This window comes from Paenibacillus sp. 01T431 (genome assembly GCF_056398625.1).
This window is the reverse complement of the sequence record NZ_JBFTPT010000039.1, coordinates 1-21,888: the sequence shown is the minus strand read 5'-3', so window position 1 is coordinate 21,888 and position 21,888 is coordinate 1. Positions and strand designations below refer to the sequence as shown.

Genomic DNA, 21,888 nt, shown 5'->3' with positions numbered 1-21,888 from the left:
TATCCAGTTTTCAATGTGCAAAACGCACAATGAAGCAAGACTCCCACTCGCAGTGGGTTTTAGTGTTTCCATGGAGGATTAGCTCAGCTGGGAGAGCATCTGCCTTACAAGCAGAGGGTCGGCGGTTCGATCCCGTCATCCTCCACCATTACTTTTTTAACATGCCATTGTTCCTTGTGAACAATGTTTTTTTATTTTCAGAACAGCTTTTCACTGGAGATACGTTAATTTCATATGAACGAATATAAAAAGGGTTGCCCTCTATCCTGGGAAATGGATAGTAGGCAGCCCTATTTTGCGTACAAGGGGCGTAACTCAGCTGATCAGTTACAGGATTGAAGATTCATTGATGCCTAGTGCTGTATTACAACGTCCACAGCCGGGTATGGACGCCTAGAAACAGGGAAGCTGGACCTGTTGTTCAAAAGCGCTACGGTTGCTCCCACAGCCGAATGGAGACGGCATGAAACGAGTCCTACAACAGGGGTTAAAAGAAAAATTTTACAATATAATAATTTTCATTGAAATTACTTTAGCGCTAAACTATAATAGTTAAGTTCTAAAGTAAATATATAAGGAGTGGAACAAACAGATGAACCAAGCAGAAGGCATGAAAGTGCGTTTTTGGCCAGTAATGACTGCTATTTTTATCGGGTCCTTTTTATGCGTATTGGCTTCGGCTACGATAAATTTGGCGCTCGAAATTTTGAAGGACCATTTTGATACGACTCTGGGCTCCGTTCAGTGGACGTTAACTGGCTTTATGCTCGCAATGGGAACTACAGCTCCAATTGCTGGTTATTTAGGGGAGAGATTCAGCTATAGACGACTATACTTATTCTCATTAATTGGGTTTACCTTAACGTCAATATTGTGTGCATCGGCTTGGAGCGAAGGCTCGCTCATTTTGTTCCGTGTACTGCAAGGGGCATTCAGCGGTTTAATTATACCGGCAACAATGTCGATCATTTATCAAATCATTCCAAAAGATAGACAGGCGATGGCAATCGCATTTTGGGGACTATCTGCAATGCTGGCTCCTGCATTTGGACCTACAATCAGCGGCTGGATATTGGAGAACATGAATTGGCACTGGCTGTTTCTGATGAACGTGCCAATCGGCCTGATCGCAATCGGCTGCGTATATGCATACATTCCTTATTATCGGATGAACGTTCCGAAGAGCTTCGACTTGCTAGGTTTCCTAACGGTTATCATGAGCAGCTCATCCTTGCTGCTTGCACTGGGGCAAGGCCATAACTGGGGCTGGAGCTCATGGAAAATTGTTTCATTGTTCGTAATCGGCGGCATTTCACTGATACTATTTATATGGCGAGAGCTGCGGGCTGAAACGCCGCTGCTTAATCTACGCGTATTCAAAAATGGTCGTTTTACGCTTAATGCCATTATCGCTAATATTATAACAATCAGCTTGTATTCCGGAACATTGCTCACACCCGTATTTCTTCAAAGAATACAGCATGTATCCGCGATGGATACGGGCATGATTTTATTGCCGGCTTCCCTGGCAATGGCACTGCTTATGCCCGTTGTCGGCAAGCTGTACGGCATCATTGGTCCGCGCTGGCTTATGTCTAGCGGTATTGTGCTGCTGACAATCGGTACGCTGGCGTTAAGCTGGCTAAGTCTTGATGTATCGCATGCCTACATCATCTGGTGGATGATCGTTCGTAACATCGGGATAGCACTTGTCGTAATGCCATCAAGCAACGCCGCAATGGAGCAAATCCCAGCGGAGCTGTCGGGGCATGCTTCTGCGATAACGAACTGGACGCGTAACGTGTTTGGCTCATTCGCGATTGCTATCTTTACAACGATGCTTGCATCAAGGTCGATTACACATGCTACCGACTTCATGAAGGCTGGCGATGTTGATAAGCTGCACATTGAAATGATGTCCTTCACGATGAGCATTAACGATGTATATGTTGTTGCTACGTTGGTAGCAGTCGTCGCATTGCCGCTTAGTTTATTCGTGGGCAAGGCGAAGCGTAAGGATGACATCAAGGGCAACGTGGTAAAAGAAAAAACAATAACAAAACCAGTACCATCCCCAGTTTCTGCCAAATAATAAGTATTGCGTCGAAAGAGCTGTTATAAAAGCCCTTTCGACGTTTTTTTTATAAAATTGTTCTTTATTAAGAACCGACTCGGTGTTATATTATAAATGTTCACAGTATGACACTTCACAATAATAGGTTTATTTTATAGACACGGGGGTAAAGGCAATGATAAACAAAAGTAGCTTGAGCGGGGACACCATTCCGTATATGTTGCAAAAAAGAGCAGCAGATTATCCTCATGATGTGGCATACAGTTACCCAGCTGCTGATCAGCATTATACATGGCTAATGATTTGGGAAGAGGTGCGCTTGCTGGCGAAAAGCTTTATTCAACTAGGGGTTAAAAAAGGCGACTCCATCGTAATCATTATGCCTGGCAGGGCGGAAATGATTATTTCGATGTTTGCAGCGGCCTGCGTTGGCGCTATCATTGTTCCGCTTAATACATACTCTAAGAAACAAGAGCTTGAGCATTATTTGAAAGATTCTCGCCCTGCAGCCATCATTATGGGAGCTCAAGGACAGCATGTCCATTATCCAACGATCATGCAGGAAATAATAGTGGATTTACATAAAGAGGGAGTAGATCAGAATTGGTTCCCGAAGCATATTTTTGTACTGGAGGAAGAGGGGAAAGCAAACGAGCTATTTCAGCCCTATTCAGATTTACGGCTGCTTGGCGCAGCTATAGATGAACAGTTGTTTTTAACCGCCTGTGATATGAATGTCTCAAGTGATCCGCTTATTCTGCTTTATACATCGGGGACGCTGGGCCTTCCCAAAGGGGTATTGCGTTCCACGGCTTCCTTCTTATTGGCTGTTGAAAATGCAGGTAAACCAAAGAAAAGCATTGCCATGCTTATGAAAATCAGTGATCGCTTTACTCGTCATTTCTCGGTTATGAATTTATTGCCGCTTTATCATCTAGGAGGATTTGGTACATTATTTGCAAGCTTAAAAACATACAATATTCGGTTGGTCATGCTCAGCCACTTTAATCCCATAAATGCTCTGTCAGCGGTGGAGAAGGAAAAGTGTAAAGTCCTTATAGGTACGCCATATATGATTCAACAAATGGTACTTTCTCCAAAAAGAGAGGATTACAATTTGAAATCACTGCTAGGGGTAGCATTTACTTCAGCAGCAGTTAACAATACGATATTGCAAAAAATAATGAAAGGCTTGAACCTTTACTTTTTTATGGTAAGCTATGGCTCTTCGGAAGCAGGTGCAGTCGCTAATGGGACTTGTTTCGTGAATCGGAGGCAAAATATTATTTTATATTTGCTTTATAAGCTGCTGAGACACTTAAATCTTTTAAACGGACTCATTCAATATAAGGAATTCGAAAAGGGATCATACAGCATTGGGGGAAGAGTGGATAAGGTTGTAGAGGTGAAAATATTAAATCCGGAGACGGGAGAGGCGCTGCCGCCGCATGAGCATGGCGAGATTGCGATTCGAAGTCATCGGGTTATGCGTTACACAAGCGAGACTAACGATAGGGCTTGTATGACGGCAGATGGGTGGTATCGATCCGGAGATTTAGGGTTTCTGGATGAGCGGAAACATTTAACGATTACAGGCAGGCTCCACAGAACGATTATTAGAGGCGGAGAAAAAATTTCTCCGGTAGAAATTGAGAATGTGCTGCTGCGACATAAAGATGTGGAGGATGCATTCGTCATAGGTGTCCCGGATGAGCTTTATGGTGAGCAAGTTTGCGCTTGTATTGTAGCGAAGCAGGGAGCGACTCTAAGCGATAGTGTGCTGAAAAATGATTTGGCTCCATATTTATCGACGTTTAAGCTGCCGCGTTATTATGTATTTTTGCCTGTATTCCCTCTCTCGCCGACGGGTAAAATTTCAGTGGCTGAAATTAAATCGTTGGTTCTGAATGGGACAGGGGAGCTGAGAAGAAATGCGTAAATACTATCCAGGGATAACGTTATTCAAGCTGGCGGGTTCCTTGCTTGTGCTTGTAGCGCATCTTATGCTTTTACGCTATATGGCTTTAATGCCGGGGCAAGCGATTGTCCAGTTTTCTGGTCTTGCTACAAGAATAGTTGTGCCATGCTTCTATGTTGTAGCAGGTTTTCTTGCCTATAAAGGCTGGAGCCATGCAGCAAATCCAAGGCTTTATATTCAAAAATATTTGCTGCGTATCGGTATCGTTTATTGCTTATTTTGTTGTCTGTTTGTTGCAGAGAGCATCGTTCCTAAGCTGATTAGCGACGGCTGGTCGGCAGGAAATCTCTTTATCCAAGCGAAGGTACTGTTTATCGCATTTTTCCTAAACGGACCATTCGTTCAATTTTGGTTTATCCCGCCGCTTGTGTTTGGTATATTAACTGCTTATTGGCTTATCCAAAAGCAATACATTCGCCTTGCTCTTATATTGACGCTGACTGGATTTGTTGGCATGCAGTTTGTTTCAGGAAGCTTAAAAACGTTATTCGGTATAACAGCTGAGAGCTTTCCCGCGATCGACCCTGCCTACATCGATTATTTGTATTTGTTTGCGACGAGATATATCGGCTTTGGCTTCACGTTCGTGGCTTTGGGTGTATTACTGGCAAAGTATGAGACATCGCTTATGCAAATAAAAGTAAAACCTATTCTGATTTTTGCATTGGGCTTAACGGTAGTGGAGACGCTGCTGCTGCTTCGATTTAGTGAATGGACAACAGATTATAAGCTGGCATTCAGTATGTTGCCGAATACACTGCTTCTTTTTTATGGAATGATTAAAATAGAGCTTCCAGCCGTTCAGACTTATCATAAAATAATCAGTTTGTTCAGCATCGTAACGTTTTTTGGTCATATCTTATTCATGCGGACCAATCTTTCTCTGCTAGGCTGGAGTGTTGACAGTATGAGTGTTTTGCAGGATTTCACACTGATGCTCATGACCTTATTGGAATGCATAGCTGTTACAATGCTGCTTCGTGCAAGCTCAAGAACGTTTTCGGCTCGGCAGACAAGAAATATGGCATCCTAAGATTAGGGCGTTTTGACCACTCCGCTATAATTTAGCCCGTCATCTGTTTTTATTTCAATGTCCTGGCGACCCAGCTCTTTTTTGCCCGCGAGGGCTGTTACTGAAACCGTAGCTGATTGACTAAGAGAATGTTCTTCGTCCTCTTCAAGAGGAGTCCAGTATACAATGGTACCGGATGTAGTTTTCATGCTTCTTCCTTTTTGAATGACCTTGGAGTCTGAAGGGGACCAAAGAAGAAGATTTCCTTCTGTAACGGTAATTGCAATGATGTCTGCTTCATCTGCAACGATGCGAATTGGAAAACCGGGTACACTGCTCATTAGCGGACTATATTTTCCTAGCGGAAGCTGAGTTTCAGGTTTCATCTCAATTGATGTGCCATCTGCGGCATAGGCCGTAATAACGAAACCGCCAAATGCTGTTTTTTTGTTCTCATGCTGCAGTAAGGATGCTCCAAGCACAACCAAAAAAACAATCATACAAGCAGCGGCCGATAGGGCTGCTGTTTTTTTTATGGATAACGTTTTGCGTTTTCTCGCTGACTGCTGCTGTACGTAGTGAATCATCTGCTTCTTCAGCTCATCGCCAGCCTGAATTTCCTTCATTCCGCTTATGTATCTATTCATTAGCGAATCCTCCAATCATGCTCCCTTTTAACATTTCACGAGCGCGCTTAAGCTGTGTTCTTACTGTGCTCTCGTTTCTGTTCAATAACTGTGCTATTTCTGCGGTGCTGTAATCTTCAAAATAATAGAGGTAAATGACGATCCGGTATTTTTGATCCAGCTCTAAGACGCGGGCAACAACTTCTCTGTTGTCTGAATGTTGGATCGGAATAGATGCATCACGAATGGGAGAAAAGAATCTTTTCCATGGACTGCGCAGCATATCCTTGCAAGCGTTAATCGTAACTCGAATAATCCACGCCTTCTCATGCTCGGCCAGCTCGAACGTCTTTTGCAGCTTAACAACTTTTATAAATACCTCTTGGCATACATCCTGAGCGTCTGCGTTGTTTTTAAGATAGGTGAAAGCAATACGCATTATCATATCCGCGTAACGTTGAACAAGCTGGGTTAAATATTCATCTGAATACTCATTTGGCATGATCGTCGACTCCTTCACACCTAACACGATCAACCAAGGCAAAATGTTTCAAAACCATAAAAAAAACCTGACCGCTGTCGGTCAGGTTTTTGTGAATAAAGTATTATTTGAAGAAACTGTTGAAAATCTTCACTACTGCATCCTGATCATGCGAGATGGACAGCATTACGTAGTTTCCGTTTCTAACAATTTTGTAGTTTTTAGCATCCTCATATTGATCCTGCAAATAGGTTTCAAACGTTTTTTGAATGTCTGCTGCGCGTGCCTCAAAAGCTTTAGCTACAGCATCGTAGCTTTTATCGGATTTCAACTTGACGATAGCGAGCTCGGTAGCTTTAACGTTCATCATCGCCTGCAAGTAGACGCCTTCGGTCACGAGACCATCAAAATCCGTTCCGAAAACATCCTTCAAACGCTCAGCTTCTACATTACCAAGCATCGGAAATTCAAGATCGGTCGTAATTTTTGTCGTGATATCCGAAACCTTAATGTCCGTAGAAGGCTTTACAGGAGGTTTAGGCGTTGCACTAGGTTTTTGTGTAGCACTCGGTTTTTGTGTTGGTTTGACTGTTGGTTTTTGCGTCGGTTTTTGTGTAGGCTTCGCTGTTGCAGCCGGTTTCTGTTCAGGTTTTGCACCTGATGGTTTTTCGGTCGGTTTTGCAGTAGCTGAAGGTTTTACGCCAGCTTCATTTTCCTTGCTTGTGTCAGTTGCAGTTGGTTTTTCAGTTGCTGCAGGTTCAGTTGTTGCCTGATCACCAGCAGGTTCTTCCGTAGCAGGTGGAGCTTCGGTTTCCGTTGGAGCTTCTGTTGCAGGAGGTACGGTGGGCTGTTCTGTAACCGCTGTCTCATTGCCTGATGCATTTTTTGCCGGTTCTTTCCCGGCATCGCTGCAGCCTGCAGCGAGCATCGATACTGTGAGTGCGAGTACAGCCATTTTGGATAACGATTTCTTCATATGTAGCATGTATGTCTCTCCTTAAAAAATAAAAGTCGAACACTAGACGACAGTGTTCGACAAAAGGTTGCACATTTACTTGTTATTGGTGATCGGAACTACTGAATCTCTTCACTATTTGTATCGTCTGCCTCATCTTCTTCGGGCGATTCTACAAGGCGGAAATCATCTGTTTTGCCGCCGTCCTCCCAGATTTCAACGAAGAGGGCATCGCAGTTGTCAAAGTCAGCTGCTTTTAGCGATAATGCTTTTTCCTCATCTGAGCCTACATACACATTTTCCAAACCATCCTCATTGAATGATTGAATAACATAAATTTTCATAAGGCAATCCTCCAGCATATTAATATTGTAGCAGTATACCATAAAAAGCCGGAGGTAAAACATTCGTTCTTCTAACTCGTTTTGAAGCGATTCACGTTATGCTGCAAATCCTCCGCCATTTTTGCAAGCGCGTTAGAAGAAGAGGATATTTCCTCAATAGAGGAAAGCTGCTCCTGCGTGGAGGCGATAACCTGCTCAGTGCCTGCCGCGGAGCTTTGGGTCACCTCGGAAATCATTTTCATTGATCCGGTAATTTCGTCAACTCCAGCGGTTAGCTGCTGCACAGCCGAGGAAACCTTCACGGATTCATAAGCGACATCATTAACGGCATTTTGTATATATTCAAAAGATTCTCCTGCTGTGGTAACAAGGGAAATACCTGACAACACTTCCTTGGTTACAGCTTCCATAGACTGAACAGCATTATGCATTTCAATCTGTATCGTAGAGATGAGCGACTCGATTTGCTTAGCTGATTGTGTCGATTGTACGGATAGCTTTCGCACCTCCGTTGCGACGACCTCAAAGCCGCGCCCATGCTCGCCAGCTCTTGCTGCCTCGATAGCAGCGTTCAGTGAGAGCAGATTGGTTTGTGTGGAGAGATCCGATATGACTCCAACAATTTGGTTGATTTCATTTGATTGTCCATTAAGCTCCGCAATAACCGAAGCAAGCCCATTGACCGTATCATTTATTGAACCCATTTGCGCAACGGCTGTTTTAATCGATTCGTTCCCAAGAGCTGCCTTCTCTGACGCTTCGGAAGCTTTGGAAGAGACAGTATCTGTATTCTCAGCAATTTGCTGAAATCCAATCGACATATTATTAATCGTCTGATAGCTTTCGTTCACAAGCTTCACTTGCTGTTCAACGCCTGAGGCAACATCCTGTACAGTGACCGCGATTTGCTCCGTTGCAAGCGATGTTTGTTCGGCGCTTGCGCTTAGTTCTTCTGAGGATGCGGCTACTTGCTCCGCATTGGAATCAACTTGTTTAATCAAAGCTCTAAGATTATCGGACATCGTGTTAAACGAACTCGCAAGCATACCCGTTTCATCTTTATTTTTTATAATAATGGCTTTGCCTGTAAGATCCCCAGAAGCAATCTTCTCCGCAGCTTTTACGACTTGAATAATGGGTCTGGTGATGAGTCGGCCTATTAACAAAGCGATGGATATGCCAAGCACAAGAGCGATGATCCCGAGTGTAATGATGAAGCTGATGACTTCGTCCACTTGTTTGGATGCTTTCGCTGAGCCTATGTTCAGCTGCTCTTGTTGATAGGTTTCCATGTCCGTAAGAATTTTCTCAATCTTTGTTGTTATGGTGCGTCCCTGGTTCGCAAGAAGAGTGGTATACTCCTTCTCTTGATTCTCCTTTTTGAGACTGATAACCTTTTCAAGAAGCTGAAAATACTCATTTTCGATGAGATCGGCTTGCTTGAGTGAGTCAATCATTGTAGGAGTATAGAATGTAGATGCCAGCTGCTTGCTGATGTTCATATAATTTTCATGAGCAGCAGTTATTCCGTTTAGCGACGTTTGATCACCAAGCATGGCGTAAACTCGTATGGCAACCTGCTCTGATTTTACAGCTATGACCATGTTCTTAATATGCAGCATTTTTTGTGTTCGATCTTCAATTAATTCTGTATATGTACGATTAAGCGATGTGAGCTGAGTTAAATTAATGCTCAAAATCATAGTTAATAATATAAGGATAGCAATAAATCCTCCGAGCAGTTTTTTGCTAATCGTTAGGTTTCTCATAGGTAACCTCCAGTAAAATTCTTATAAAAGATGCGATGGGGTATTGGCAAGATGTGCAGGATTACTGTTGTAATGATCGCCTCCGAAAGAATATGAATGGTAAAATCTAGTGTGTATGTTCTATAAATTTGTAAGTTAGTATATCATATATACTTTCGACAATCTAGTTCGGTAGAACCACGCGAATAATAGGTATATATATTCACCAAGGGTAAGTATATGACTTGTTCAAGTTGAGAAATCAACTAGTCTCTTGTTTAAAGTTGCAAGCATTCAGCACTCGTTATTTCTTTTCGTGCAAATATGATAAAATTGTTTCAGTATCCGATTTATTGATATGGTTTTTCTGAAATATGGGGAGGGATAAAGTTGCAGCTGATTAATCAAGAAAAGGTGCAGCAGAGGATAGATAGCTTTAAAAATCAGGAACTTTTTATTCATCTTGAAATGACTACAGGTGCTTACGCTGCTCATCTCGACAGCTCAAAGCATCCAGCAGCCAATTTCCTTACGAATGTGGTGATTCGTTATTCTCACGGTTCGATTGCAGGGAGCGGGCCTTATCGGGTTGGCTTGAAAATGTCGCAAGGCTGGGTATACTCGGAGGGGCTTACCCACTGGGATGAAAACGAACCGGAGCGGCTGATTCTGGCAGGCCATGATGGGCAAGGAAAACTTGTCGTATCACTGCAATTAAGCAAGGAACCCTTCTGATGAGAGAGGAGATTAGAAATTCTGTGGGACAAAATAATATTTTAGTTATACTGCCACATCCGGATGATGAGGCTTTCTCCGTTTCGGGGACACTGGCTAAGCATATCCAAGATGGAGCTCATGTGACCTATGCTTGCTTGACACTTGGGGAAATGGGCCGAAATATGGGAATACCCCCGTTCGCCAATCGGGTCACTTTACCCGCTATACGCAAGCTTGAACTGGAGGAATCATGCCAAGCCATCGGCATACAAGATTTGAGAATGCTTGGTTTTCATGATAAAATGCTCGAATTTGAAGATCATGAGCAGTTGGATGGGCAAATAAAAGCTCTTATTCAGGAGCTGAATCCATCAATTGTGTACACTTTTTATCCAGGCTACAGCGTTCATCCCGACCACGATGCATGCGGGGCGTCCGTCATTAGGACAGTCGGCAGGCTGCCGCAAGCGGAGAGGCCAATTGTATATTGCGTAGCTTTTTCCAAAAACCATCAACAAGCGATTGGGAAACCTCAAATCGTGAATGATATTAAACCTTTTTTGCATCAAAAAATGGCTTCGATACAAGCACATCGTTCCCAGTTTCAAGCGGCCGAGTTAATGGGCAATAAAACCCTTCAGGATGCGGAAATACAAGAGCGCTTTGGAACGGAGCGTTTCTGGATCTACCCATTCGCCTAATAAATATTCATAAATAAGATAAGCAGCTCTAAGGAATTGTCCTTAGAGCTTTTTTTCTGTTTGATCGGCAGCGAGTTCATCAGAGCATGAAAGAGGAAGATAGTTTGAGTTACTCATCTATGCTAGAATGTGGATAAAAAACCAAGGTGGATCTAATGGAAAATCATTCGCTAATTATGGGCATTCCCATCCCTAAAATAACGATGGGTGAAACTGTCGATTTGATTGACGAAGTTATTAAAGAGAAAAAAACAGAGCTTTTCCACGTGGTGACGTTGAATCCAGAAATCAGTATGTCTTGTCAGCAAAATTCGGAGCTTCGTTCCATTATTAACGACGCGGCACACCTTACTGCTGATGGTGCAGGCATCGTCATGGTCTCTCGGTTAAAGGGGAATCCGCTGCCAGAACGTGTTACGGGATGCGATCTTCTTATTAACCTTTTGGAGATGGGAAACAAAAAATGCTGGTCGTTCTATCTTTTGGGCGCAAGTGAGTTGACGAGTAAAAAGGCTTCAGAAGTAATAAATATGAAATACCCAAACGTATCTATACTCGGAAGATATCATGGCTTTTTTGATCATAGGGAAGAGGCGCGAATTGTTGATGAAATAACGAACTTGAGACCGGATGTTTTAGTTGTTGCTCTAGGCGCCCCTAAAGCTGAGTTTTGGATTCATAAGTTTAAAAACACACTAAATGCTAGAGTTGCTATTGGCGTTGGCGGGAGCCTTGATACGATCGCTGGAACAGTGAAGAGAGCGCCGGTAATATGGCAAAAGATAAATTTGGAATGGCTTTACCGATTAATAAAGCAGCCTTCTAGATGGAAAAGACAATTAATTTTACCTCGTTTTGCAATGAAAGCATTGTTATTCAAAGATAGAAACTGATTATAATCATGGCTTAATCTACACCTACGGAGGAAGATTAATTGGATCACATCATTCCGCATAAAATATTTACAGTTTGTTTAATTACGCATGGAAGAGAAGGATCAAAAGAACATAAATGAACATGTAAGGTTCGATTCCGTCCCGAGCCATCATAACTTCAAACAAAAAAGCCTTGCGGCTCTCGAAATGGATTCGAAAGCTGCAAGGCTGGATGATGCGATATATAAGAAATTATGATTGCTGTGAGATGGACAAGCCAAGTCCTTCGGCAATCCGTTGACCAAAATCGGGGTCTGCTTTGAAGAAATGGCCGATCTGACGAAGCTTGATCTCATCTTTCTCAACGGGCTTCATAGCGCCGACGATCGTATCAATAAGGCGGGCGCGTTCCTCTTCGCTGATAAGGCGATAAAGGTCGCCAGCTTGTGTGTAGTGGTCATGATGGTCAAAAGGAGCGCTGTCTGCATTTCCTGACACTTCGAACGGAGTTGGCTTGTTTTCCGGCGACTCCGTTGGTCCTCCATAGCTGTTAGGCTCGTAATAAATCGATGCTCCTCCGTTGCCGTCCGCACGCATCTGGCCATCGCGCTGGTGATTGTTCACCGGAGCGACAGGGCGATTAATCGGCAATTGATTATGATTGGCACCAACACGGTAACGATGAGCGTCGGAGTAAGCAAAGAGACGTCCTTGCAGCATCTTGTCCGGTGAAGCTTCAATACCTGGAACAAATGAACCAGGTGAGAACGTTGCTTGCTCCACCTCTGCAAAATAATTTTCCGGGTTGCGATCAAGCACCATGCGACCGACTTCAATTAATGGATAATCCTTTTGAGACCAGACTTTCGTTACGTCAAACGGATCGAAGCGATATGTATTCGCATCCTCTTCAGGCATGATCTGCACATAAAGCTTCCACGCTGGAAAATCTCCACTTGCTATTGCATTAAATAAATCTTCGGTATGATAATCAGGATTTTCCCCAGCAATTTTGGCAGCTACCTCATTAGAAATGTTTTGAACACCTTGCTCTGTTTTGAAATGGTATTTCACCCATACCGCTTGGCCTTGGTCATTCACCCATTTGAAAGTGTGGCTTCCAAAACCATGCATATGTCTAAACGTAGCAGGAATCCCGCGGTCAGACATAAGAATCGTAACCTGATGCAGAGACTCAGGCGATAAGGACCAGAAATCCCATACCGCATTCGGGTTTTTTAAATGGGTTTGAGGATGACGCTTCTGAGTATGAATGAAGTCTGGAAATTTGATCGCATCACGAATAAAGAATACGGGTGTATTATTGCCGACTAAATCATAGTTTCCTTCATCTGTATAAAATTTAACGGCGAAACCGCGTGGATCGCGCACCGTATCGGCAGAGCCGAGCTCGCCAGCTACGGTTGAAAAACGTATAAACATAGGAGTACGTTTTCCTACTTCGGACAAAAAGTTAGCTTTCGTATAAGACGTGACATCATGCGTAACTTGAAAGTAGCCATGTGCGCCTGCGCCTTTGGCATGGACAACGCGTTCTGGAACACGCTCTCTATTGAAATGCGCCAGCTTTTCAAGCAGATGAACATCCTGAATTAATGTGGGACCACGTGAGCCTGCTGTCATCGAGTTTTGGTTGTCTCCAACGGGAGCGCCAAAGCTAGTTGTGAGCTTGTTCTTCTCAGTACTCATAATAGATTCACCTCATTGATTTTGTATGATTACGCCTCATACCTTATGTTACCGTTTTATAGGAGGAAATCAATATCATTTTATAATCATTCTAAATAAAATTTTTCGTCAAATTGTGCATATCGTGCTAGGGATTTTGTCGCAGACTCGTGCATACGGCGCCGCAGGTGCTCGCCATCGATGATGCGAACCCGCTTTCCAAGGAAGCGAGTTTTTGAAAGAACGTATTCGCTGTCTTTGCTTGAGAAGTGCAATCGAATCGTATATTCGTTGGAGTCTGCAGCATAGCTGACTTCTTTCTCGAAGCAAGAAAAAGCATACAAAATGCGTGAGAGCTCTCCATTGTATTCGGGGACAACAAGAATATGCGCGCTCATGCTGCGTTTTTTCATTAAACCATGTACTGCGGCTATTAGTCGCTCGTAATATTCTGCCGGACAGACTTGCTCGCGGCTCTCGATCATGTTCTCAAGTTTCGTGCTCATGAGCATCCGATGATTGATGTGGTACCAGAGCAGATACCATTCCCGTTTGACCATCGAATATTCCAGCTTATAGGGAAGACCCCTTTGCTCCGTACAGGTGCGGTCACCTTTAATTTTATAGCTTATATATAATAGGCTTTTGTTAGTGATAGCTTGGCGAAGCGGGCGAATATAAGAATGATAGACTTGTTTCTCTCTACTAGCTGCCTTATGCAGAAGCCCGCCAGTATCCAAGGATTGATCTTCTTCTAATATAGTGTTCATTTGAATAAGCGATTCTGGAGACAAAGCAGCCGCAGCAGCGGGATGCTCAAGCATGGTCTTCAGCCAACTTCGCTCATGCGCAGTCATGATGAACGTACCTGAGCCTTCCAGCTTGGATAAAATCTGATAGTTGAATATTTTCTCAAAAGGATTCATAGTAGCTTTTTATCTCCTTCCATTCCTCAATCAGTTCCTGTCTCAGCTTCATGGGAGCAAGCACCTCGCAGCTTGAGCCAAAGCTCCTAATCCAAGGCTTGATTTCAATCGTTCCGTTCACTTCGATTTCATAGATGAAAGATTCTTCACTTTCTTCCAAAATAGTGCCCCATTGTCCTTGAAGCAGAACACGCTCCATCACGAAGCTTGGGATATGAGGTCCGGGATGAAAGAAGCGAACCCGCACCAGAACAGGTTTGCCCGTATCAATTAGCCAGCTATGTTTAATCCGCTGTTCCAGCTCATCTTTTTTGGACTCGAACAGTGCCTCCGGGGCCGCTTCCTCCTCCGAAATTTGCGTTAAGCCTTCCATACGGTATTTCTTAATGCCGTAGCGGGCATGATGCCCAAGCAGGTACCAGCGGCCATATTGATGATCGTAAACAACTTTTAGAGGGAGCAGCGTTTCCTGCTGTCCTTCGGTATCGCGCTCAAATAATGGATTCGTATTTTTGGAGGTGTAGCTGGTTTCTTTTTTCGGCGAAAAATAGAGAAAGCTGACCGAGCGCCGATGACGTATCGCAGCAAGCAGAGTAAAGAGATGAGCCTCGTCCAAAATACGAGAGTAATAGTGGTACTTATATAAGAAGGGTTCAACCGAGCCGTAATCGACCTGATTCCGATTCATGTATTTCTTCAGACCATCACGCAACAAATAACCCTGTACGGAGGGGAGTTGGGTATTTGCCATAACGTCTACAAAGTCATATAGATCGAGCAGCTCATCGCGTGAGAGCTGCTGCACTAAATCATTGTATATCCGATAGCGAAAAGGCCGCGTTCCAGGCTCTTTTTTGATGACGCCTACCTGCTCTAAATATTTTAGATCGCCTCGTATCGTTTTCTCGTCTGGCAGCGAAAGCTCTTCCGGCATGCTGCTGCAGCATAGATCGAGGAGCTCCATTGCAGTGAATGACTTCTCGCGCATAGCAGCAAGCAATAAGGAGAGGCGCTGACTCTCTGATTCTTTTAGAGATTTGGCGCGAAATAGAAACAGAAGCATCGGTTCCGAAGAATCAAGATAGCTGTAACGAATGGTTTCGGCAAACTCCTTGCCTTTATCCTCAGGCAGCTGCTGGTAAACGCTATTCACAACCTCTTTCAGACGTTTGATCGTTTTATCGAAGGTATGGATGGAGATGCCCAGCCTGTCCGCATACTGCTGGCGATTATATGCGCCGCTCGTAAGAACGAGCATCCGCAAAAACTGGATCTCTTTATCAAAGCTTTCTTTTGCCATTTATGTATTCCTCCGATCATAAGCGCTCTTCTTTTCTATCTTAACAGGAAGAGCGCAAATTTGAACAAAAAGGAAAATTTTCTCCAGATATAAGAGTATATAAATTTAATTCTTATATTAGGCTTATATCTCTCCGTCAAAGCTTCATTAGCATCCAGAGGAAGCAAATTGCGTTTTTGCTTAAAATATAAGAAAGTATATTGTTTTTAATACTAGTCTTCTATTTTTTCGTCAAAGCTTCATTAGCATCCAGAGGAAGCAAATTGCGTTTTTGCTTACTCGTAATACTTGCACCATGTTCACGGTCTCCAAAATCAGGCAATATAAAGCTCATAAGAAGCGAGCAAGCAAACGAGTTATGAAACGTATAGCTTGAAGCACGGGAGGTATTACGATGATAATGCAGCATAAGCAACATGGAGGCAATCATCATGAAATGGAGCTTGAGCATGGCTCACTCCACGTATTTGCGAATGAAGATGTGCTCCAAGCCTTTGGGGACAAAGTATATGAAATGGCAAACAACAATTTGCAAATTCCTCGAAATCAATATATGAGCTATACTCCTGATGCCCACGTTGGCATTGGAACCTGCATTGGGACGACTGCGGTCTGGAATATGAAAAATGGCTGTGTATCTCCCTCTATTGTCGGCTCTGATATCGGCTGTGGGATGCGCGTTCATACAACATCACTTCATAAGCGTGAGCTTGCTGACAAAAATATTCGTAGAGCATTGATCGCTGCAATCGAGAAATACGTACCGACTAACGAGCGTAAGAACTCGAACTACGACGATATCGATGTTATGAGTGTGGTACAGCATGGCTTGAAGGGTCTGCCTGAGAAATATGTGCCAAATGAGCAATGGCTGACGCATGTGGAGCAATCCCAGTTCGGCTTCGACCATACCTATTTAAATCAACTGCCTCCGAAAATTATGAAATATGCGCGTGGGCAGCTCGGATCGCTCGGCAGTGGCAATCACTTCATTGAAATTCAGTATTTGGAGATAAATGAGGAATACGCAAATGTGGCGGCAAAATGGGGCTTGTTCGACGGTCAGGTTGTCGTCATGATTCACTCTGGCTCCAGATCATGGGGCGGAATGGTTGGACGCGAACACAATAAGGTTATTAAGGAAGCGATGAATCAGTGGGGAGTTAGCAATCCAGACCCTAATCTGATCTATGCCCCGATTGCGAGTCAGGAAGGTCAGACCTACTTGAACCTGATGTATTCTGCACTCAACTTCGCCGTAAGCAACCGTCATATGATTGCATTCGGTGTCCGTGAAGCTTTTCAGGAAGTGTTCGGAGCAAGTACAGAAATGCCGGTTCTCTATGATCTGATGCATAACTACGCGCTCATGGAGTTTCACCGCAACCAGCCGATGCTCGTCCATCGCAAAGGGGCAACGCGTGCGCTTCCGCCGGGACATTTTCTAAATACGCCGGTGTACAAGGAGACGGGACATCCCGCGCTCATCCCAGGCTCTATGGGAACTTCCTCTTATATTATGGTAGGCAAGGAAGAGGGACTCAAAAACTTCTATTCTATTTGCCATGGAGCGGGGCGGGCGAGATCGCGAAAAGCTACGAAAGAAATGGTGACGGTTGATCAGTTTGAACAATCGCTGAAGGTTGGGACGGATGATGAAATACTCGTCAACCATGCTTCCTTGCAGGCCATTCTCGATGAATGCCCACAGGCATATAAAGACGTAGATCAGATCATCGACAGCGTTGTTGGCGCTTCTTTAGCTGCCGTGGTAGCCAAATGCAAGCCGATGGCTGCTATAAAAGGCACCTAGCTTTTATTAAATCGCTATTAAAGATAACTTCAATAATAGATGAGGTTCATGTACGAATGGCGTACCTTGGCTGGGATTTCTAAAAATCCCGCAGTGCATGCGCATACTATGCGCTTGTATACTGTATCGCTCATATCGTCTTAATCTCCCACAGGATAGAGTGGACTTAATCCCTCTATTGTCAATCGCCTAATCCGCGAAAAGCTCTTCGGAGCACTCTGACTCCCTCCAAAGGAGAACTAATGTTGTAGATCTGATCTTAAGCAGGAGCACTCAGACGATGCCTCGGCACAATCACTGCAGCAAAACCTATGCAATCGGTGGATACCGATTGGAGCCAGCTGCCTCTTATAGCAGAGTAAGACATAGAACGAGCACAGATGGAAAGTGAATCCGAGCTCGACTATCGACAACGAAGCTGTAAAGCTGCTCTGCTCCCTTCTCAAGCCGGATTCCGGTCTAGCCGCAGGAGCGCTCCTGTTCCAAAGATCAACCAAACCGTGTAAAGAGGTGTTAAATCATGTTTAAAAAAGTGATTATCAAGAACGATGAACGAGGTCTGCTTTTCAAAAAAGGCAGTTACATAAAGCTTTTGCAGCCGGGCGTATATCGCCATACATCATTTTCTGACGATACCGTTATTTTGCAAAATATTGCGAAGCGTTTCGCTGTTCCAAATATGGAGTTGAAGCTATTTCTCCACGATGAGCAGCTTGCCGAGCAGCTGACGATAGCTGATGTGCAGGATTATGAGTATGTACTGCATTTTGAGGATGGCAAATTTGCCGCATTGCTGACACCAGGGCTTTATGGATTCTGGAATGTAATGAAAAAACATTCATTTATCCGTATAGACATTCGGAATCCAGAACTGACATCAGAGATCGATAGATCACTGCTGTCGAGGCTGCAAAGCTTTATGCAAGTGTTCGAGGTGGCAAGCTATGAAACGGGGTTGTTATTTTTTAATAACGTTTTGCAGCGCGAGCTTCGTCCGGGAAAATATTATTTCTGGAAAGGACCAACGAGTGTGCAGGTGAAGACGGTTGATCTGCGCCAGCTTCAGCTGGACATGACTGGACAAGAGATCATGACGGAGGACAAGGTGACGCTGCGGCTGAACTTTGTGTGCCAGTACAAGGTTGTTGACCCGCTAAAAGCATTTCAGATTAAGTCGTTCGAGGAGCAGGTATACATTTTGCTGCAGCTTATTTTGCGCGAATATGTCGGTACTCTAAAGCTGGACGATCTGCTGCGCATGAAGCAAGAAATCGCAAATTTTGTACTTACACGTCTGAATGAGCAGAAAGAGCATTACGGTGTACAGTTCGTTTCGGCTGGCCTCAAAGATATTATTTTGCCGGGTGATATTAAGGACATTCTTAATACGGTACTGCTTGCTGAGAAGAAGGCGCAAGCCAATCTCATTACACGAAGAGAGGAAACAGCGTCTACTAGAAGCCTGCTAAATACCGCTAAGCTAATGGATGAGAACGGCACACTCTATCGTCTGAAAGAGCTTGAGTTTCTGGAGAAAATTTGCGAAAAAATCGGGACTATCTCGCTCACTGGCGGCGGTAATTTACTGGAGCAGCTTAATTCGCTGTTAAGTGTAAAAGGTATGGATAAATCATGATAGATTTTGAATAAGCCTCGTAGATCGCTTGATGATCTGTGAGGCTTTTATTTAGGTTTGAATCCGTAATTTATAGGTTGAGTTTACATTTTGTGATGAAATTAGTAACAGATTTGTTTGATTCCATCTTCGATTTTTGTTATCTTTGAACCTGCATGTCTTTTGAGTGTACCACTCATAATTCATAGAAGAGCATGAAATACATCTACGAGTTAGGAGATTATTATGACAACAAAGCAAGATAAAGCACAGGAAAAATTATGGCCGCCGCTTACCTATCCACTGTCTTATGCGGATGCGCTAAGCACATTATCGAAGCAGCAATTAACTAGAATACGTACGAATTTGGATATTAGCAACCTAAGCTCGCTCAATAAGCAGGGGCTTGTGGAGAAGCTTTCAGAGCTGATACCAGACAATCTACAAATGGCAACTCGTTGCTTTGATCATAATAGATTGAAGCTTGTTCAGAAAATAGTGAAAAACGAAGGTATTTGGGACAAGCCGCTTCTTGAATTGCAGCAGTATACTTATTTCCTTGAGCGTGGTATTTTATTTCCGGGAACGGTAGATGGCAAGCGTGTTGTGATGATGCCAGCCGAACTGGTGGAATTCATTAAAGCAGGGGACCTCTTAAAGGAAACGCCCATTCTTAATCGAAACACGGAATGGATACGGTTAACGCAGGGCCTACTCTATTATTATGGAACAATGACGATAGATCAGTTGAAATCATTTGTAATCTCAGAGGATGATCATCCTCTTGCTCAATATGATATTATGAACGTTTTGTTTGCTGCCCAAGATTACTATGAGCAATTTTTCATTGAAGAGAGTGGCTACATATCAGACTATAGGGTAGTAGATCCTGAGGCTATTGTGAAAGAAAGAGACCTTAGACATGATCTGGATTTTTGTCCATTTACGAAGCAGCAGCTTTTGAAAGCTGGAGAAGCAGAATATGTGGAGAGAAACAGTCACTATATGAATCTAGTCCGTTTTGTACTAGAGCGTTATGAGATTGACCGTGAAGAAGCTGATTTGATGGCTGAGGAATGTACAGATGCTGCGAGAAACGGAGATTCTTTAGCTTCTGTTATTGAGCTGGCGCAGAACTTTATTGAAATTCCTAATTCGGAGACAATGAGGAATATTACCGATTTGCTCGTTCCATTAATGAATAGCACGAAGCAATGGGCCATCAAAGGTTATTCCCCAGAAGAACTAGCGGAGAAACGTGCAAACGTGAGCATGGTGCTGAATAATGCACCTAAGCCAGCTGCTCAAGCGGAAGTAATCGATATGCAAGCAAAGAAAAAAGTCGGACGTAATGAACCTTGTTCTTGCGGAAGCGGGAAAAAGTTCAAAAAGTGCTGCGGTTAATAGTAGAATCAGATAAGGCATAATCGAACTTGGAGGCGTACAGGATGAGACAAAGCCAGCATGGTCTTTATTTAAGAAGCGTTAAGCTCCTTCGGGAGACAGTACCCTCCTTCGATTCTTATCCGTTTGATTTAAGTGCTATCCGGAGTTTAGATGAGCTGGAGTTCCATCCGAAAGTAACATACATCGTTGGGGAAAATGGAATGGGCAAGTCTACGCTGATGGAAGCGATCGCGATTGGACTCGGATTCAATCCAGAAGGCGGAACGATTAACTTTAATTTTTCTACAGAAGCTACGCATTCAGAACTTCATCAGCATTTGAGGCTTGTACGCAGCGTAAACAAACCAAGGGATGGGTTCTTTTTTCGAGCGGAGAGCTATTATAATTTGGCGACTAATATTGACCAAATGGACCGTGAGCTTGGCAGTGGACCACGCATTATTGATTCGTATGGCGGGAAGTCGCTCCATCAGCAATCGCATGGTGAATCCTTTTTTGCAACGTTCCTCCACCGCTTTAACGGTAATGGTCTCTATATGATGGATGAGCCGGAGGCTGCACTTTCTCCTTTCCGCCAAATGGCGATGCTTGCACGAATTAATCAGCTCGTAGGGAAGCACTCTCAATTTATTATCGCAACACATTCTCCGATTCTAATGGCTTATCCGGATGCAGTGATTTATAATTTGACTGCTGAAGGGATTGAGCGTACCGCTCTCGAGGAAACCGATCATTATATGCTTATGAAGAGGTTCATTAACAATAGGGAAAGAATGCTGGATGAGCTTTTCTTGGAGGAAGACTAATATAAAAAGGAGCTGTTATACATGTCATTAGAAATTGAACGCAAGTTTTTGCTGCCGGCGTTTCCAACTGCATTAATAGAAGAAAACGATTTGCTGGTGCTCTCCGAGCAAAGAATAGAACAAACCTATTTGGCTATCGACGACAATCAAGAACTTCGTGTTCGGAGAATTGTTGATCTGGCGAGCGGCAAGGTTTCATTCACACATACCTTTAAGCTAGGCAACGGTCTATCACGTGAGGAAATTGAATATTCGATTTCTAACAGTATTTATGAACAGGTAGTAAACGCTTTTGGTTTCATACCATTGACGAAAAACAGAGTGACTGCAAAATGGAACGACCGAATCATTGAGATTGATACCTATGACCAAATCGAGCTTTCGGTGCTTGAGGTTGAGTTTGACTCCGAAGCATCTGCCAATGCTTTCATTGCACCAGCATGGTTTGGCAAGGATATTAGCTCAGAGCGTCAGTACAGCAACAAGAAAGTTTGGCGTGAACTGCAGCGTAAAGGAACGGAATAAAGATGGTTTTATGATAGAAATGAAGTTTTTTCAAAAAAGTTTATTTAAACGCTTGACCATTTAGGCATGTACATGGTATATTCTATTTCTGGCCGAGAGACACACGCGGTCGACAAGCAAAACAAGCAAGACAAACGATAGAAAAGTTTGCTCTTTGAAAACTGAACAACGAGTAATAACTGCCCTTACGATTCTAACGAATCGTGAGAAAAGCGATAAAAAAGTAATGAGCATTTCAAACACCAATTTGGAGAGTTTGATCCTGGCTCAGGACGAACGCTGGCGGCGTGCCTAAT

The 21,888-nt window shown here is 43.5% G+C and carries 19 protein-coding genes and 1 tRNA gene; 12 read left to right on the top strand and 8 right to left on the bottom strand.

What is annotated here, in order from left to right; translation table 11 throughout:
- Positions 1-72 precede the first annotated feature (72 nt).
- The 4 genes from AC1DM9_RS34015 (at position 73) to AC1DM9_RS34000 (ending at position 5,085) form a co-directional block, all read left to right on the top strand.
- A tRNA-Val gene (locus tag AC1DM9_RS34015) sits at positions 73-148 on the top strand.
- Between the two features lie 444 nt (positions 149-592).
- Positions 593-2,092: a DHA2 family efflux MFS transporter permease subunit gene (locus tag AC1DM9_RS34010; RefSeq protein ID WP_339207089.1), complete on the top strand. Its 1,500-nt coding sequence runs from the start codon at positions 593-595 to the stop codon at positions 2,090-2,092.
- Between the two features lie 157 nt (positions 2,093-2,249).
- The gene (locus AC1DM9_RS34005; RefSeq protein WP_477584444.1) at positions 2,250-4,013 is read left to right on the top strand and encodes a class I adenylate-forming enzyme family protein; all 1,764 of its coding nucleotides are present in this window, start codon (positions 2,250-2,252) and stop codon (positions 4,011-4,013) included.
- The gene (locus AC1DM9_RS34000; RefSeq protein ID WP_477584442.1) at positions 4,006-5,085 is read left to right on the top strand and encodes a hypothetical protein; all 1,080 of its coding nucleotides are present in this window, start codon (positions 4,006-4,008) and stop codon (positions 5,083-5,085) included. The genes AC1DM9_RS34005 and AC1DM9_RS34000 overlap by 8 nt, the downstream gene beginning before the upstream one ends.
- Before the next feature lie 2 nt (positions 5,086-5,087).
- On the opposite strand, the gene AC1DM9_RS33995 is transcribed toward AC1DM9_RS34000, so the two are convergent.
- From AC1DM9_RS33995 to AC1DM9_RS33975, 5 genes are all read right to left on the bottom strand, one after another.
- Complete coding sequence (locus tag AC1DM9_RS33995) at positions 5,088-5,711, bottom strand: hypothetical protein (protein ID WP_477584440.1); 624 nt, start codon at positions 5,709-5,711, stop codon at positions 5,088-5,090.
- On the bottom strand, positions 5,704-6,192 hold the full coding sequence (locus AC1DM9_RS33990; protein ID WP_477552055.1) for a sigma-70 family RNA polymerase sigma factor: 489 nt from the start codon (positions 6,190-6,192) through the stop codon (positions 5,704-5,706). The genes AC1DM9_RS33995 and AC1DM9_RS33990 overlap by 8 nt, the downstream gene beginning before the upstream one ends.
- A gap of 103 nt (positions 6,193-6,295) precedes the next feature.
- Positions 6,296-7,156 (bottom strand): DUF4358 domain-containing protein, encoded by an 861-nt coding sequence (locus AC1DM9_RS33985; RefSeq protein ID WP_477584438.1) that lies wholly within the window; start codon positions 7,154-7,156, stop codon positions 6,296-6,298.
- Between the two features lie 89 nt (positions 7,157-7,245).
- On the bottom strand, positions 7,246-7,470 hold the full coding sequence (locus tag AC1DM9_RS33980; RefSeq protein WP_076271786.1) for a hypothetical protein: 225 nt from the start codon (positions 7,468-7,470) through the stop codon (positions 7,246-7,248).
- Positions 7,471-7,541: 71 nt separating this feature from the next.
- Entirely contained in the window at positions 7,542-9,239 is a 1,698-nt protein-coding gene (locus tag AC1DM9_RS33975) for a methyl-accepting chemotaxis protein (protein ID WP_477584436.1), read from the bottom strand.
- Between the two features lie 369 nt (positions 9,240-9,608).
- On the opposite strand from AC1DM9_RS33975, the gene AC1DM9_RS33970 reads away from it, so the two are divergent.
- The 3 genes from AC1DM9_RS33970 to AC1DM9_RS33960 all read left to right on the top strand — a co-directional run bounded on the left by AC1DM9_RS33970 (position 9,609) and on the right by AC1DM9_RS33960 (position 11,529).
- Positions 9,609-9,953 (top strand): YojF family protein, encoded by a 345-nt coding sequence (locus tag AC1DM9_RS33970; protein ID WP_076271788.1) that lies wholly within the window; start codon positions 9,609-9,611, stop codon positions 9,951-9,953.
- Positions 9,954-9,976: 23 nt separating this feature from the next.
- Positions 9,977-10,636 carry a bacillithiol biosynthesis deacetylase BshB2 gene (gene bshB2, locus AC1DM9_RS33965; RefSeq protein ID WP_430063693.1) on the top strand — a complete coding sequence of 220 codons (660 nt, stop codon included), beginning with the start codon at positions 9,977-9,979 and terminating at the stop codon, positions 10,634-10,636.
- 155 nt (positions 10,637-10,791) lie between these two features.
- On the top strand, positions 10,792-11,529 hold the full coding sequence (locus AC1DM9_RS33960; protein WP_477584434.1) for a WecB/TagA/CpsF family glycosyltransferase: 738 nt from the start codon (positions 10,792-10,794) through the stop codon (positions 11,527-11,529).
- A 234-nt stretch (positions 11,530-11,763) separates the two neighbouring features.
- On the opposite strand, the gene katA is transcribed toward AC1DM9_RS33960, so the two are convergent.
- From katA to AC1DM9_RS33945, 3 genes are all read right to left on the bottom strand, one after another.
- The gene (gene katA, locus AC1DM9_RS33955) at positions 11,764-13,221 is read right to left on the bottom strand and encodes a catalase KatA (protein ID WP_076271792.1); all 1,458 of its coding nucleotides are present in this window, start codon (positions 13,219-13,221) and stop codon (positions 11,764-11,766) included.
- Positions 13,222-13,307: 86 nt separating this feature from the next.
- The gene (locus AC1DM9_RS33950; protein ID WP_477584431.1) at positions 13,308-14,126 is read right to left on the bottom strand and encodes a WYL domain-containing protein; all 819 of its coding nucleotides are present in this window, start codon (positions 14,124-14,126) and stop codon (positions 13,308-13,310) included.
- Entirely contained in the window at positions 14,113-15,426 is a 1,314-nt protein-coding gene (locus AC1DM9_RS33945; protein ID WP_477584429.1) for a helix-turn-helix transcriptional regulator, read from the bottom strand. The genes AC1DM9_RS33950 and AC1DM9_RS33945 overlap by 14 nt, the downstream gene beginning before the upstream one ends.
- Before the next feature lie 394 nt (positions 15,427-15,820).
- Between AC1DM9_RS33945 and AC1DM9_RS33940 the strand changes: the two genes are divergently transcribed.
- The 5 genes from AC1DM9_RS33940 to AC1DM9_RS33920 all read left to right on the top strand — a co-directional run bounded on the left by AC1DM9_RS33940 (position 15,821) and on the right by AC1DM9_RS33920 (position 21,592).
- Positions 15,821-17,239 (top strand): RtcB family protein, encoded by a 1,419-nt coding sequence (locus AC1DM9_RS33940; protein ID WP_477584427.1) that lies wholly within the window; start codon positions 15,821-15,823, stop codon positions 17,237-17,239.
- Positions 17,240-17,759: 520 nt separating this feature from the next.
- Positions 17,760-18,875, top strand: coding sequence for a slipin family protein (locus AC1DM9_RS33935; RefSeq protein WP_441886832.1), 1,116 nt, complete (start codon positions 17,760-17,762; stop codon positions 18,873-18,875).
- Between the two features lie 225 nt (positions 18,876-19,100).
- Positions 19,101-20,258, top strand: a complete 1,158-nt coding sequence (locus AC1DM9_RS33930) for a YecA family protein (RefSeq protein WP_477584425.1) — start codon at positions 19,101-19,103, stop codon at positions 20,256-20,258.
- Between the two features lie 44 nt (positions 20,259-20,302).
- Positions 20,303-21,067 (top strand): AAA family ATPase, encoded by a 765-nt coding sequence (locus AC1DM9_RS33925; protein WP_477584423.1) that lies wholly within the window; start codon positions 20,303-20,305, stop codon positions 21,065-21,067.
- A gap of 21 nt (positions 21,068-21,088) precedes the next feature.
- Entirely contained in the window at positions 21,089-21,592 is a 504-nt protein-coding gene (locus tag AC1DM9_RS33920; RefSeq protein WP_477584422.1) for a CYTH domain-containing protein, read from the top strand.
- The last annotated feature ends 296 nt before the right edge of the window (positions 21,593-21,888 follow it).

Coding starts and splice junctions, on each gene's coding strand:
- AC1DM9_RS34010 (WP_339207089.1), top strand. CDS start 593: ATGAACCAAGCAGAAGGCATGAAAGTGCGTTTTTGGCCAGTAATGACT.
- AC1DM9_RS34005 (WP_477584444.1), top strand. CDS start 2,250: ATGATAAACAAAAGTAGCTTGAGCGGGGACACCATTCCGTATATGTTG.
- AC1DM9_RS34000 (WP_477584442.1), top strand. CDS start 4,006: ATGCGTAAATACTATCCAGGGATAACGTTATTCAAGCTGGCGGGTTCC.
- AC1DM9_RS33995 (WP_477584440.1), bottom strand. CDS start 5,711: ATGAATAGATACATAAGCGGAATGAAGGAAATTCAGGCTGGCGATGAG.
- AC1DM9_RS33990 (WP_477552055.1), bottom strand. CDS start 6,192: ATGCCAAATGAGTATTCAGATGAATATTTAACCCAGCTTGTTCAACGT.
- AC1DM9_RS33985 (WP_477584438.1), bottom strand. CDS start 7,156: ATGCTACATATGAAGAAATCGTTATCCAAAATGGCTGTACTCGCACTC.
- AC1DM9_RS33980 (WP_076271786.1), bottom strand. CDS start 7,470: ATGAAAATTTATGTTATTCAATCATTCAATGAGGATGGTTTGGAAAAT.
- AC1DM9_RS33975 (WP_477584436.1), bottom strand. CDS start 9,239: ATGAGAAACCTAACGATTAGCAAAAAACTGCTCGGAGGATTTATTGCT.
- AC1DM9_RS33960 (WP_477584434.1), top strand. CDS start 10,792: ATGGAAAATCATTCGCTAATTATGGGCATTCCCATCCCTAAAATAACG.
- katA (WP_076271792.1), bottom strand. CDS start 13,221: ATGAGTACTGAGAAGAACAAGCTCACAACTAGCTTTGGCGCTCCCGTT.
- AC1DM9_RS33950 (WP_477584431.1), bottom strand. CDS start 14,126: ATGAATCCTTTTGAGAAAATATTCAACTATCAGATTTTATCCAAGCTG.
- AC1DM9_RS33945 (WP_477584429.1), bottom strand. CDS start 15,426: ATGGCAAAAGAAAGCTTTGATAAAGAGATCCAGTTTTTGCGGATGCTC.
- AC1DM9_RS33940 (WP_477584427.1), top strand. CDS start 15,821: ATGATAATGCAGCATAAGCAACATGGAGGCAATCATCATGAAATGGAG.
- AC1DM9_RS33935 (WP_441886832.1), top strand. CDS start 17,760: ATGTTTAAAAAAGTGATTATCAAGAACGATGAACGAGGTCTGCTTTTC.
- AC1DM9_RS33930 (WP_477584425.1), top strand. CDS start 19,101: ATGACAACAAAGCAAGATAAAGCACAGGAAAAATTATGGCCGCCGCTT.
- AC1DM9_RS33925 (WP_477584423.1), top strand. CDS start 20,303: ATGAGACAAAGCCAGCATGGTCTTTATTTAAGAAGCGTTAAGCTCCTT.
- AC1DM9_RS33920 (WP_477584422.1), top strand. CDS start 21,089: ATGTCATTAGAAATTGAACGCAAGTTTTTGCTGCCGGCGTTTCCAACT.